We start from the raw sequence: 13,214 nt of genomic DNA on the forward strand, positions 1-13,214 counted from the left end.
GGCCGGAGGGCCGGCCGCCGCGGCCGGCGCCGTCAGGTCCCCAGCAGCTCCCGCAGCCCCGGCTGCAACAGCTCCCCGTGGGCCCGTACGAGGTCGTCGCACAGCTCCCAGATGCGCTCCACCGGGAGGGCGGCGGCGGTGGCCGGATCGGTCATCGCGGCGTGCCGGATGTGCCGCGGGTCGTCATCGGTGGCGGCCCGCACCACCAGGTCGTTGACCGAGACGTACGCGCGGTTGAGCGCCGCGAGCTGCGGGGGCAGCGCGCCGATCCGGGTCGGCTGGACGCCCAGCGCGTCGGTCAGGCACGGCACTTCGACCGCCGCGTCGGAGGGGAGGTTGTCGATGAGCCCCCGGTTGGGCACGTTGCCGTAGATGGTGCGGGGCGTGCCGGTCACCACGCTGTGGATGATCTGCGGGGCGTACTCCAGGGTGCCCTCGACGGGCAGCTCGGTGCCGCTCGCCAGGGCGTCGCGGGTGCGCTCGTAGCTCGCCGTGTTCTCCTCGATGATGTCCAGGTAGGCGCCCACGGGGAGCCGGAGCCGTTCGATCTCGCTGTCGTGGTGCAGGTACCAGGGCACGTACTCCGAGGAGTGCTCGCTGGTCTCGGTGGGGTAGTGGCCGAGCCTGCGGTACATGTCGACGCGGACCCGGCGCAGCAGCCCGGGGTCCTTGGCGATGGCCTCGTCGAGCAGCGGGTACAGATCGCGGCCCGCCTGCTCGAAACGGAGCACCCACGCCTGGTGGTTGACGCCCGCGGCCAGGTACGACACCTCCTCGAAGGGGACGCCGACCAGCTCCGAGAGGTCGTGCATGGTCCAGTACACCGAGTGGCACAGGCCGGTGACCCGCAGCTTCGGGGCGATACGGCTCAGGTAGAGGACGTTCATCGCCATCGGGTTGGTGTAGTTCAGCAGCAGCGCGTGAGGGCACAGCTCGCTCATGTCCGCGGCGAGGCCCCGCAGCACCGGGAAGGTGCGCAGCGCGCGGAAGATGCCGCCGATGCCGAGGGTGTCACCGATGGTCTGGCGCAGGCCGTACCGGGCCGGGACGTGGAAGTCCGTGCGGGTGGCCTCGTCCATGCCGACCTGGATGATGTTGATGACGAAGTCGGCGTCGGCGAGGGCCGCGCGCCGGTCCAGATGCGCGGTGATCGTGGGCTCGGCGCCGCGCGTGGCGGCGATGCGCTGCGCCGCGCCCTCCGCCGTCGCGAGGCGTTCGGGGTCGATGTCGTGCAGCGCGATCCGCGCGCGGGTGAGTTCGGGGAACGAGAACAGGTCGGCCAGGAGTCCCTGGGTGAAGACCACGCTCCCGGCCCCGATGAAGGCGATCTTCGGTTCGGTGCTGTCGGTCATGTCGGCTCTCTCTAGTGCGGGAGGGTGGAGGTGGCGGCGGCGAGGGCCTCGTCCCAGGTCGGCTGCGCCGCCGTACCGCCGTGGCCGCGGGTCGACAGGGAGCCGCAGGCCGCCGCGAAGGCCAGCGCGGACGGCAGGTCGAGGCCGCGCAGCGTCGCGGCGACGAAGCCCGCGTCGAAGCTGTCGCCCGCGCCGACGGTGTCGACCGGTTCGACGGGGACGGCCGGGGTGCGCAGCGTGCGGACGCCGTCGACGGCGAGGGCGCCGTCGCCGCCGTCCTTGACCACGACCAGCGGGCCGAGGCGGGCCAGCGCGCCCGCGGCCGTGGCGAGCCGGTCCTCGCCGGTCAGGGCGCGCGCCTCGGCGGCGTTGGGCAGCAGGTGGTCGGTGACCTTCAGGACCGGGTCGAGCAGTTCGCGGTCCCAGCGGCCCGAGGGGTCGTCGTTGGTGTCGAGCGAGGTCGTCGCCCCCGCCTCGTGGGCCCGGGTGAACACCTCGCTCAGGGCGGCGGCCAGGCGCGGCATCAGGAAGAAGGACCCCGCGTGCACGTGCCGGACGGAGGCCAGCAGGTCCGCCGGTATGTCGGCGGCGTCGGTCGCGGTGAGCGTGCCGGACGCGGTGAGGATCGCCCGGTCGCCGTCCTCGGCGGTGAGCACGGTGGTCAGCGGTGTCGCCAGGTGCGGATCGGTGACCAGCGCACCGACGTCCACCCCGCGGTCGGCGAGCGCCTGCCGTACGAAGGCGCCCGCGGGGTCGTCGCCGACCCGGCCCGCGAACGCCACCCGCAGCCCGAGCCGGGCCGCTCCGCACGCCATGATCGCCGCGGAACCGCCGAGCACCAAGGACGCGTGCTCGACCAGTTGCTCACGCTGCCCGAAGGCCGGCGTACGCGGTACCGGGCCCACCACCACATCGGGGTTGGCGTCGCCCGTCACCAGAAGGTCCAAGGAGGACACGAACGTTCATCCCTTCATTCCCGTAGAAGTCAGTGACTGCACGAAGGTCTTCTGCGCCAGCAGGAACGCCACCAGGACCGGGAGCACCGTGATGACGTTGCCCGCCATCACCGCCGACCACTGGATGTGGTGCTGCCCCTGGAAGGTGGTCAGTCCGAGCTGGAGCGTGTACTGCGTATCGTGGTTGATCGCGATCAGCGGCCACGACAGGTCGTTCCAGGTGGTCAGGAAGGTCAGCACGGCGACCGTGGCGAGCGCGGGCCGGGCCAGCGGCAGTACGACCGAGTAGAGCACCCGCAGCCGCGAGCACCCGTCCAGCCAGGCGGCCTCCTCCATCTCCCGGGGCAGCGCGAGGAAGAACTGCCGGAACAGGAACACCGCGAACGGCGTCACCAGCGACGGTACGATCAGCGCCCCGAGGGTGTCGATGAGCCCCAGCTCCTTCATCACCAGGAACGTCGGGATCATCGTGAGCTGGAACGGGATCACCATGGTCGCCAGCATCAGGCCGAGCAGCAGCCGCGACCCGGCGAACCGCATCCGCGCGAAGGCGTAGCCGCCCAGCGACCCGAGCAGCAGGTTCGAGGCGACCGCCACGGCCGACACGATCAGCGAGTTGGCGAACCAGCGCGGGAACATGGCGTTGCCCAGCACGTACCGGTAGCCGCCGAGGTCGATGCCGCTCGGCCACAGCGCGGGCGGAAACCGGTTGATCTCCGCGTTGGTCATCACCGAACTGAGCACCAGCCAGACCAGCGGCAGCGCGAAACAGAGCGACAGGGGCGCGAGCAGCAGGTGCCAGGCGCTGATCCGGCGCCCGGTGCCCGGCGTTCCGGGTCCACCGGTGCCTTGTGTCCGGGTAGCGGCGGACGTCTTCACCGGGCCGCCCCCTCTCGCGTACGCTCCTGCCGGCGCCGCACCAGCCGCAGCGCGCCGCCCACCACGAGCAGCGCCACCGCCAGCACGTACGCCGCCGCGGCCCCGTATCCGGCCGTGAAGGTCTGGAACGCCTGCTGCCAGACGAAGTAGACGATGACGGTGGTCGAGCCCAGCGGTCCGCCCTTCGTCGTCACATAGATCAGGTCGAAGACCTGGAGGGCCGTGATGAGCTGCCACAGCAGCAGGAACACGGTCACCGGGGTGAGTACGGGCCAGGTGATGTGGCGCAGGACGAGCAGCTTTCCCGCGCCGTCGAGTCTCGCGGACTCGACGAGTTCGGGCGGCACGTCCTGGAGCGCGGCGAGATAGACGACGACGCAGAAGCCGAGGCCGCTCCACAGCGAGATGAGCACCAGCAGGAACATCGCCTGGTCGGGGTCGGACAGGAAGCCCTGCCGCCCGATGCCGAACTGGTGCAGCAGCGAGTTGGCGACCCCGAACTCGGGATCGAGGATGAACGAGAACAGCACGCCCTGCGCGGTCGCCGACACCACGAACGGGACGAAGATCAGCGTCCGGTAGAGGCCGACGAAGCGGATGCGGCGATTCAGCGCCAGCGCCAGGACCAGCCCGCCGACCAGACTGAGCGGCACGTACAGCGCCGCGTACAGCAGGGTGTTGTGCACCGCCGTACTGAAGTTGGGGTCCTGGGCCAGCGCACGGTAGTTGTCCAGGCCGACCCAGCGGCCCGGGGTGACCAGGTCGTCGGCGCGGAACGACAGCAGCAGCGACCAGACCACCGGCACGATGCTCAGACCGAGGATCACCACGACCGACGGGCTGATGAAGCCCCAGGCGGTGGCCGCCTCCCGGCGGGCACGGCGGCGGGCGGCGCGCTTCGCGGCGGCCGGGGACACGGCGGTTCCCGGCGCCAGCGTGACGGCGCGGGGCAATGTGGACATGACGGCCTCCCTCACCTGGAAGTCATGTGGACGCGGACCTGCGGCGGGGCCGGGGTCAGCGGGGGATCAGCAGGGCGGCGTCCGCCTTCTCGGCGCACCGGCGCACCGCCTTGGCGGGCGAGTCCTTGCCGAGCAGCACCGAGACGACGGCCTCTCCGAGCGCCTGCGAGATCTGCGGATAGGCCGGATGGACCGGCCGCACCCGGGCGGTGTCCAGCGCGTCGGTGAACACGTCGAGCCCGGTCGTCCTCGCGGAGTGGCTGCGCCACTTCGGCTGCTCGGCGGTCGCGGAGCTGAGCGGGAGACTGCCCGCAAAGACACCCCAGCGGGCGTCCTGGACGGGCTGGATCATCCACCGTACGAACTCGACGGCCGCGCGGGAGCGGGCCGTGCCGTTGTCGAACACGGTCCAGGTGTCGGGCCCCGAGACGGTGACCGGACGGCCGCTGTAACTGGGCAGCGGCACCACGGTGTAGTCGACCCCGGCGGTCCGGATGTCGGGCAACTGCCAGGGCCCGGTCGCCACCATCGCCATCCGGCCGCCCTGGAAGACCTGGTACATCTGCTCGCCGCCGGGCTTCGGATCCACGTACACGCTTTCGTCGCGGACCAGCCGTGCCACGGTCTCCAGGGCGCGCACGCCCTGCTCGGCGAAGCCGATGTGCTTGCCGTCGGCGCCGACGACGTCGCCGCCCAGGTCCCAGACCATCGGCCAGATCCGCCAGACGGTGTCCTCGTCGCCGGTCCCGGGCCAGCCGGTGCCGAAGACGCCCCGGTCCGGGTCGGTCAGCCTCCGTGCCGTCTCGGTGAAGTCGTCCCAGGTCCAGCCCGCCTCCGGCAGGTCGACGCCGGCCTGCCGGAACAGCTTCCTGTTGCAGACGACGGCCAGCGAGTCGAGGAGCGCGGGCGCGGCCCGCACCTTGCCGTTGACCGTGACCGCCTCGCGCACCGGCGACCAGTACGACGTCCACGCGGTGGGCCCCCGGCGCAGCGCGGCGGTCAGGTCCACCACCCGCGGGCTGCGCGCCACACTGGCCAGGTCCGAGCCGAAGATGTAGGCGATGTCCGGGTAGGAGCCGGAGGCGAGCGCCGCCGTCACCTTCTGGAGCATGGCGTCGGCGACGACCCCACCGCCGGTGCTGTCGACGCGGATGTGCGGATGGGTCCGGTTGAACTCGGCGACCAGCGCCTCGACGGCCTTGCGGCCGGTGTCGGCCTGGCCGTGCCACAGCTCGACGGTCACCTTGCCGTCGGCGCCGACGCCGTCGGAGGCGGCACCGCCGCAGGCGGCCAGCAGGGGAGCGGCGGCGGCCCCGAGGAGCAGCCCCCGGCGTGCGGGTCCGTACGTCATCCCGGCCCCCTTTCAGCGCGTCCGGCGGACGTAGTCCGCGCTGCCGGGCGTGGAGACCTCCACGTCACGCTGGACGATGCTCAGCCGGTCGCCGTAGCCCGCGACCGCCTTGCGCAGACCGGAGGCGGTGTACTCGACGACCAGCACCCGGTCGTCGAAGGCCTTCGCGTACGCGCCGCACTCGTCGTACGTGCCGCACTCCTCGGCCACGGCGAAGTCGAGACCGGTCCTGGAGCGCTGCCCGGCCAGTTCCACCGTGTTCTTCTGGCCGATGGCGAGGCCCTCGGCGTGCGCGTGCCGGGACAGCAGGGTGATGAACGCGGTGGCGTCGGCGGCGGTCAGCCGCCCGCCGGAGCGGGTGTAGCTGTCGTAGTTGTCGGGCTCCACCGCGTCGAAGCCGCGCTCGGCGCAGCCGTCGATCCACCGGTTCACGCGCGCGGCCACCCGTTCCCGTTTCGCCGCCGTGCCGATGTCCAGCAGCGGTTCGCCCCAGTCCTCGTCCATGACGACCTCGCCGTCGTCGTCCCGCAGCAACAGATCGGCGGGCCAGGTCTTCCGCTCGGCCGGCTGGGCCTGGAAGGCGTTGACGTAGCAGACGTTGTAGAGGCCGGGCGCGGGGGAGGCGGAGCGGTCACGGCTGACGACGCGGACGCCGGCCGGCGGGGTGTAGGCGCCGCCGATCTGGTAGTCGAAGCCGGTGTGCCGCGGGGGGAGCCGGACGCCGGTGCGCGCCGGGGACGCGGACGGCGCCGGGGCGGCGTCGCTGCTCTTGTGGGGCTTGTCCGTTCCCCCGGCTGTCGCCTTCGGCGTCGCGGGGCGGGCGGTCGCCGGGGCCAGGCCGGTCCCGGTGGCCTCCGCGGCCTCGGGACTCCGCCCGGCGGCGGTCTCGTCCGGCTTCTCGCCGCTCCCCGCGCCGCAGCCCGCGAGCGCCGTCAGGACGGTCAGGGCGGCGGCCGTGCGGAGCACTCCGACGCGGGCAACACGCTTGACGGGCATGTCCGCTCCATCAATCGCGAGTACGTCCCCGCCTCGGACGCGTCCGCGGTCCTGGCGACTTTGGCCGGGCTTGGACTGCGCGTCCGCTACCGGCTGGGCGCACCTCTGTGTGCCGGGCCGAGCCGCGGGCACGGCAGGATCAAAGCGCGTGCCCGACACCCGCGTCAAGGGTTCGCGACCCGGAAACGGGTCGGTCATCCGACAGAAGCGGGCCCCGGCGCCGCGCCCCGATGCCGGCCCGGACGCGCCCGGTCCAGCGGGCGCACCGGGGAAGGCGGCACAGCATGCCCATCGGAATCATCGGCGCCGGCGCCGTCGGACAGGCCCCCGCCGCGCGGTTCACGGCCGCCGGTGAACGGGTCGTCATCAGCGACAGCCGGGGCCCCGGTTCGCTGCGCGCGCTGGTCCGCGGCCTCGGCCCCGGGGTGACGGCGGCCACCGCCGAGGACACGGCCGCCGAGGAGATCGTCGTACTCGCCGTCCCCTGGCCGCGGCTGCCTGAGGCGGTGGGCGCGACGCGCGTGACGGACTGGCAGGGACGGATCGTCGTGGACACCACCGACCCGGTCCTCGGGCCCGGCTCCGGGGGCGCCGCCGAGGCTCTGGGCGTCGGGTCCGGCTTCCGGGGCTGTGACACCGACGCTCTGACCGCGTGGCCCGACGCCCGGTCCGGTCTGCGGGGCGCCGGTGCCGCCGACGTCACCGGTCCGGGCGCCCGGAGCGGCTTCCGGGGCGCCGGTGCCGAGGGCCCGGTGTCCGGGTCCGGCCGTCGTGTCGCCGATGCCGACGGTCCCTTCCCCGTGTCCGGCGTCCGCGTCGCCGACGCCGTCCCCCGCTCGCTGACTGCTTCAGTCCTTCCCGTCGATCTCGGTGGGCACGTCTCCAGTGACATCGTCACCGGGCTGGTGCCGGGGGCCCGGGTGGTCAAGGCGTTCAACACGTTGCCCGCGGCGCTTCTCGGGGCCGATCCGCGTACCCCCACCGGGCGGGCCGGCCGGGCCGCCGTCGATCTCGGGCCGCCGGCCCGCGGCGGCCGGCTCCAGGAGTTTCCCGGCGGCCCGCTGCCCCTGCTCCGGCTGATCATGGAGCCCTGACCCGAGGACGTAGGGTCACGGCATGACCAGCAACAGCGTCGCCGCGGCCGTCCACGACCACGGCGGTGACGGCCCGCCCCTGCTCCTGCTGCACGGCGCCGGACGCTCGCTCGCCGACTGGGCTGCCGTCGCCCCGATGCTCGTGACCCGGCACCGGGTCCTCGCCGTCGACCTGCGCGGACACGGCCGTACGCCGTCCGGTCCCTGGAACCTCCCCGCGGTGCTCGGCGACCTCGAAGCGGTCCTGGACACGTACGGCGCCCCGGACGCGCTGCCGGTCGGCCACTCGCTCGGCGGCCTGCTCGCCGTCCAGTACGCCCTGGAACACCCCGGCACGCCGGGCGCGGTGAACCTCGACGGCTTCGGCCGGGGCAGCCCGGACCAGTACCCCGGGCTCGAACCGTCCTACGTAGAGGAACGGCTCGCCCAGGTGCGGCGCACCGCGGCGGACGCCGCCGGAGCGCCGTTCACGGCGGACGGCATGCGGGAGCTGCTCGCCCGGCAGCGCGCCATGTCGGACGCGCTCGGCATCCCCTACGAGCTGCTGGAGGCCGGCGTCATGCGCTCCGTGCGCGAACTGCCCGACGGGCGCCTGGTGTCGCTGCCCGAGCGCGAGCACGCGCTCGGGATGCTGGCCGTCATGAACGCGCTCGACCCGTTCGCGTCCTTCCGGCGCATGGACCGCCCGCTGCTGCTCGGACGGGCGACGCGGCCGGTCCCGCCGGTCCCGGGCACGGAGTGGTCCGACGCCCTGACGGCCGCGTACGCCGAAGGCCTCGCCCGCGACCTCGACGCGCTCGCGGACACGCACCCGCGCGTGACGGTCGCGCGGATCGACGCCACCCACGCCATGCCGCTGGAGAACCCCAGGGCCGTCGCCGACGCGATCCTGGAGTTCACGTCGTGACGCCCGTCCACGACGAGTGGATCGTCGGCCGGGACCGCGAACTCGCCGAGCTCGGCGCGCTGGTGACCGAGCCGAAGGCGGAGGTCCTGGTGGTGACGGGCGGCCCGGGGCTCGGCAAGAGCGTGCTCCTGGACGCCGCCGCCCGGCTCGCCCGCCGGGCCGGTGTCCGCGTCCTGCGCTGCCGGGGCTGCGAGGGCGAGTCGGAGCTGCCGTTCGCCGGACTGCACCAACAGGCCGCGCTCCCCGTGGCCCGGGTGGCCCAGGCGTCCGGCTTTCCCAGCCCGTTCCGCTTCAGCCGGGTCTTCCGGGAGCGGTACGGGACGCCGCCGGGTGCGTACCGCGCGGCCCGCGTCAGTGCCCGCCGTGTTCAGCGGCGGCCCGGCGGCGGGGGCAGGGTCGTGAGGTCGGGCGCCGGTTCCGGCCAGACCAGCAGGACCGGGCAGGGGGCGTGGTCGACGACGAAGCGGCCGGCCGGGCCGAGGCTGTGCGGTCCGAGCCGGTCCCGGTTCCCGTCGCGGGCCAGTACCAGCAGGTCGGCGCCTGCCGCGGCGGCGACCACCTCGCGCTCGACGCGCCCGCCGCGCTCCAGGCGGGCGCACGGACCGTCCAGCCGCCGGGCCGCGGCCTCCATGAGCGCGTCCGCCGACGTCGTACCCAGGTCCTCCAGACGGGTCCCGGGGTCGCGTTCCGGGTGCCCGCGGCCGAGCAGTCCCGCGAAGGCGCCGTGCGCGAGACCGGGGACGCCGCGCTCGCTCACGTGCAGCAGGACCACCTCGGCGTCCCGGGGCACGTGGGCGCGTACGGCGTCCACGCACGCGGGCCAGGTGCCCTCCACCAGCCAGGCGATCACCCGCATGCCCCCGGCCGTACCGTCCGTCGTGCCCTCGGCCGGGTCGTCGGCCGTACCGTCAGCCATGCCGTCAGCCTCCGAAGACGCTCAGTGCCAGCCACAGTGCCGCCACGGCGGGGACCAGCGCGGCCGGCACGGCGATGAGACCGAGCCGGCTGAACTCCTTCAGGTCGACGCCGTGGTCGTGCTGGTGCACGATACGCCGCCAGAGCAGGGTGGCCAGGGATCCCGCGTAGGTGAGGTTCGGGCCGATGTTCACGCCGAGCAGGACGGCCAGCACCGCGCCGGGCCCCGCCCCGGCGGCCAGCGGCAGCAGGACGAGGACCGCGGGCAGGTTGTTGATGACGTTGGCGAGCACGGCGGCGAGCGCGGCGACGGCGAGCAGCGCGGGCAGCCCGGTCCCGTCCGGCATCAGCCTGCCGAGGGCGTCGGCGAGCCCGTTGTCGACGACGGCCCGTACGACGACGCCCAGCGCGAGCACGAAGGCGAGGAACGCCGGCGCGGTGGCGCGCAGCACGGCGAGCGGCGTGGTGCGGCGGCGGACGAGCGCCCGGCCGGCGAGCACGGCCGCCCCGGCCGCCGCCGACCAGGCGGGGTCGACGCCGACTGCGGAGGCGACGACGAAACCGGCCAGCGTGCAGCCGACGGTGACCAGCGCGAACACCGGCACGGCGGGCGGCGTACCGGTGTCCGGTGCGGGCGCGGCGGCACACAGGTCGCGGGCGAAGAACCGCCGGAAGACCAGGTACTCGGCGCCGACGGCGACCAGCCAGGGCAGCGCCATCAGGGCGGCGAACCGGGTGAAGCTCAGCCCGCTGGCGTGGAACGCCAGCAGGTTGGTCAGGTTCGAGACCGGCAGCAGCAGCGAGGCCGTGTTGGACAGGTGGGTGCAGGCGTAGACGTGCGGCTTGGGGCGGACGCCCGCGCGCGCGGCGGTGGCGAACACCACCGGGGTCAGCAGCACGACGGTGGCGTCCAGGCTGAGCACCGCCGTGATCGCCGAGGCGAGGGCGAAGACCGCGGTCAGCAGCCGCCCCGGCCGGCCACCCGACCATTGGGCCATCCACGCCCCGCACGCCTGGAACAGCCCTTCCTCGTCGCAGTACCGGGCGAGCACGAGAACCGCCGCCAGGAACCCGACGACGGGCGCCAGCGTCGTCGTCTCGTCCACGGCGTGGTCGAGGGAGAGCGCGCCGGTGGCGACGGCGAGCACGGCGGCGGGCACCGCGACGACCGCCTCGGGCCAGTTGAAGGGCCGGAGCACCGCGCAGACCAGGACGGCCACGAGGAGCACGACGGAGAGGGCCTCGGCGAGGGGGGTGTTCAGGGTTCGGTCCTCCGGGCGCGGTTCATGGTCGCCTCATGTAATCAGCAGGCGTCCTGCGCACCCCGGGTACCCCGCCGCTGGGCACCCGCCCCCGGTCCCGGTGCCGGCCGTCAGACGTCGATCAGGGGACGATCGGGGGTCGATCGGGGGTCGGTCAGGGGTCGGTCAGGGGGATCTCCGCCCAGATGGTCTTGCCCCCGGCGGTGTGCCGGCTGCCCCAGCGCTGGGTGAGCTGGGCGACCAGCAGCAGACCCCGGCCGCCCTCGTCCATGGTGCGCGCCCGCCGCAGGTGCGGGGCGGTGTGGCTGCTGTCGGACACCTCGCAGATGAGGACGGCGCCGTCGTGGATCAGACGCAGCCCGATCGGGTGCTCGCCGTAGCGGATGGCGTTGGTGACCAGCTCGCTGACCACCAGCTCGACCGTGAACCCGGCCTCCGTCAGGCCCCAGGCGTCCAGTTGCTCCAGGACGCGCTTGCGGACCGGGGCGACGAGGGACGGTTCGGCGGGGATGTCCCAGGCCGCCACCTGGGAGGGCGGCAGCTCGCGGGTACGGGCCAGCAGCAGGGCGACGTCGTCCAGGGCGCCGCCCGTCGGCAGCAGGGCGTGCAGGATGTCGTGGCAGGTCTGGTCGAGGGAGCCGGTGGCGCGCCCCAGTACCTCGCAGAGCGTGTCGCGGCCGGCGTCCGGGTCCCGCCGGGAGTCCACCAGACCGTCGGTGTACAGGGCGAGCACGCTGCCCGCGGACAGGGTGAGTTCGACCGACTCGAAGGGCATGCCGCCCAGGCCCAGCGGCGGTCCGGCCGGGACGTCGATCTCCCGGGGCGGGCCGTCCGGGGGCAGCAGCATGGGCGGCGGGTGCCCGGCGCGGGCGATGGCGCACCCCCGGGAGACGGGGTCGTAGACGGCGTACAGACAGGTGGCGCCGAGGCCGCCCGTGGTGCCGTCGTTCCCCGCCTCCTCCGCCAGCCGTACGACGAGGTCGTCCAGGTAGGTCAGCAGTTCCTCGGGCGCGAGGTCGATGTCGGCCAGCGTGCGCACCGCGGTGCGCAGCCGGCCCATGGTGGCGGACGCCTGGATGCCGTGGCCGACGACGTCGCCGACGACCATGGCGATCCGGGTCCCGGACAGCTGGATGACGTCGAACCAGTCGCCGCCCACCCCGGCGCGCGCCGCGGGCAGATAGCGCGAGGCCGCCTCGACGGCGGCGGTGCGCGGCAGGCTGCGGGGGAGCAGGCTGCGCTGGAGGGCGAGCGCGGTCTCGCGCTCGCGGGAGAACCGGCGGGCGTTGTCGATGCACACGGCCGCCCGTGCCGTCACCTCCTCGGCCAGCAGCACGTCCTCGGAGGTGAAGCGGTCGGGCCGCCGGAACCGGCTGAGGACGGCCACGCCCAGGGTGGTGCCGCGGGCCTGGATCGGCACCGACATGACGCTGTGGATGCCGTACCGCCGGCCCTTCCCGTCGAGCCGCCGGTCCCAGTCGGGCCACTCGGTCTCGGGCGGACACCCGCCGGACGCGACGACGGTCCGTCCGGCCAGCAGGGAGTCCGCCTGCGGCGAGGACTCGGGGTAGACCTCGCACTGCCCGGGGGCGACGACGGCCTCGGGCGATCCGGGGCGGGCCGACCGGTGGGCGGCGCGGCGCAGCGTCACGGGCGCGGTGATCCGGTGCGTGCCGGGGTCGCCCGGCTGGTCCCCGGGGTCGAGGAGGTCGACGCTGACGAAGTCGGCGAGCGCGGGCACGCAGACGTCGGCCAGCTCCTGGGCCGTCCGGGTGACGTCGAGGGTGCTGCCGATGCGTACGCTCGCCGTGTTGACCAGGTGCAGCCGCTCGCGGGCGCGGTACTGGTCGCTGAAGTCGTGGGCGGCCAGGCAGACGCCGCGCACCCGTCCGGCGGCGTCGGTGACCGGGGAGAGGCTCACCAGCCAGGCGTGCGCGTGCTCCTCGCCGCCGGTGCGGCTGAAGGTCTCCACATCGCGTCCGGTGCCCGAGGCGATCACCTCGTGCATCCGCTGTTCCAGCTCGGCGTACTCGAGGCCGGGGTTGATGTCGGAGAGCCGCATGCCCCGCACGCGGTCGGGCGGCAGACCGGCGATGGCGGCCATCGCGTCGTTGATCCCGCGCAGCCGCAGCCGGTCGTCGAGCACGGACGTGGCGCACGGGCCCTGGGTCAGCGCGGCCGGGAAGAGCGCGTCGTCCTCGGCGGGGTCCGGGACGCCGTCGACCAGCGGGCGGACCACCAGCCAGTCGGGCGCGCCGCCGTCCCGCGGGGGCCTGCGGCGGGCGTACAGCCAGGTGGTCACGGTGGAGCCGTCGCGGTGGCGGAGGCCGACGGTGCCGGTCCAGCGGTCGCCGTCGGGCCCGGACGGGAGCGGGCCGCCGGAAGCGAGGAGCCCGGCGGCCGGGCGGTCCAGGACGTCCTCCGGGGCGTGGCCGAGCAGCCGTCGGGCGCCCTCGTTCCAGCGGCGCAGGACGCCGTTGTCGTCCACGACGGCGCGGGCCGTGTCGGCCTCGTCGAAGGGGAGGACCGGGCCCATGCGC

11 protein-coding genes and 1 pseudogene are annotated in these 13,214 nt (G+C 74.3%); 3 read left to right on the forward strand and 9 right to left on the reverse strand.

What is annotated here, in order from left to right; translation table 11 throughout:
• Window positions 1–32 precede the first annotated feature (32 nt).
• From ACFV6E_RS36705 to ACFV6E_RS36730, 6 genes are all read right to left on the reverse strand, one after another.
• The gene (locus tag ACFV6E_RS36705) at window positions 33–1,352 is read right to left on the reverse strand and encodes an alpha-glucosidase/alpha-galactosidase (RefSeq protein WP_385467645.1); all 1,320 of its coding nucleotides are present in this window, start codon (window positions 1,350–1,352) and stop codon (window positions 33–35) included.
• Between the two features lie 11 nt (window positions 1,353–1,363).
• Window positions 1,364–2,308: a carbohydrate kinase family protein gene (locus ACFV6E_RS36710; protein WP_385166276.1), complete on the reverse strand. Its 945-nt coding sequence runs from the start codon at window positions 2,306–2,308 to the stop codon at window positions 1,364–1,366.
• A gap of 6 nt (window positions 2,309–2,314) precedes the next feature.
• The gene (locus ACFV6E_RS36715) at window positions 2,315–3,118 is read right to left on the reverse strand and encodes a carbohydrate ABC transporter permease (protein WP_385166291.1); all 804 of its coding nucleotides are present in this window, start codon (window positions 3,116–3,118) and stop codon (window positions 2,315–2,317) included.
• Window positions 3,119–3,183: 65 nt separating this feature from the next.
• Window positions 3,184–4,149 carry a carbohydrate ABC transporter permease gene (locus ACFV6E_RS36720; RefSeq protein WP_385166274.1) on the reverse strand — a complete coding sequence of 322 codons (966 nt, stop codon included), beginning with the start codon at window positions 4,147–4,149 and terminating at the stop codon, window positions 3,184–3,186.
• A 55-nt stretch (window positions 4,150–4,204) separates the two neighbouring features.
• The gene (locus ACFV6E_RS36725; RefSeq protein ID WP_385467647.1) at window positions 4,205–5,500 is read right to left on the reverse strand and encodes an ABC transporter substrate-binding protein; all 1,296 of its coding nucleotides are present in this window, start codon (window positions 5,498–5,500) and stop codon (window positions 4,205–4,207) included.
• 12 nt (window positions 5,501–5,512) lie between these two features.
• Window positions 5,513–6,496, reverse strand: coding sequence for an endo alpha-1,4 polygalactosaminidase (locus tag ACFV6E_RS36730; protein WP_385467650.1), 984 nt, complete (start codon window positions 6,494–6,496; stop codon window positions 5,513–5,515).
• Between the two features lie 284 nt (window positions 6,497–6,780).
• Between ACFV6E_RS36730 and ACFV6E_RS36735 the strand changes: the two genes are divergently transcribed.
• The 3 genes and pseudogenes from ACFV6E_RS36735 to ACFV6E_RS36745 all read left to right on the forward strand — a co-directional run.
• A complete protein-coding gene (locus tag ACFV6E_RS36735) occupies window positions 6,781–7,590 on the forward strand; it encodes an NAD(P)-binding domain-containing protein (RefSeq protein WP_385467653.1) in 810 nt (269 codons plus the stop codon).
• 22 nt (window positions 7,591–7,612) lie between these two features.
• Window positions 7,613–8,497, forward strand: a complete 885-nt coding sequence (locus ACFV6E_RS36740) for an alpha/beta fold hydrolase (RefSeq protein ID WP_385467656.1) — start codon at window positions 7,613–7,615, stop codon at window positions 8,495–8,497.
• Between the two features lie 245 nt (window positions 8,498–8,742).
• Window positions 8,743–8,826 (forward strand): annotated as a pseudogene (locus ACFV6E_RS36745) (AraC family transcriptional regulator); the annotation flags it as partial.
• A gap of 38 nt (window positions 8,827–8,864) precedes the next feature.
• On the opposite strand, the gene ACFV6E_RS36750 reads toward ACFV6E_RS36745, so the two are convergent.
• The 3 genes from ACFV6E_RS36750 to ACFV6E_RS36760 form a co-directional block, all read right to left on the reverse strand.
• Complete coding sequence (locus tag ACFV6E_RS36750; RefSeq protein ID WP_385467687.1) at window positions 8,865–9,353, reverse strand: universal stress protein; 489 nt, start codon at window positions 9,351–9,353, stop codon at window positions 8,865–8,867.
• 64 nt (window positions 9,354–9,417) lie between these two features.
• Entirely contained in the window at window positions 9,418–10,674 is a 1,257-nt protein-coding gene (locus ACFV6E_RS36755; RefSeq protein WP_385166287.1) for an SLC13 family permease, read from the reverse strand.
• Window positions 10,675–10,828: 154 nt separating this feature from the next.
• Complete coding sequence (locus tag ACFV6E_RS36760; protein ID WP_385166267.1) at window positions 10,829–13,210, reverse strand: SpoIIE family protein phosphatase; 2,382 nt, start codon at window positions 13,208–13,210, stop codon at window positions 10,829–10,831.
• Between the last annotated feature and the right edge of the window lie 4 nt (window positions 13,211–13,214).

The sequence above is a fragment of the Streptomyces sp. NPDC059785 genome (assembly GCF_042732375.1).
GTDB lineage: Bacteria > Actinomycetota > Actinomycetes > Streptomycetales > Streptomycetaceae > Streptomyces.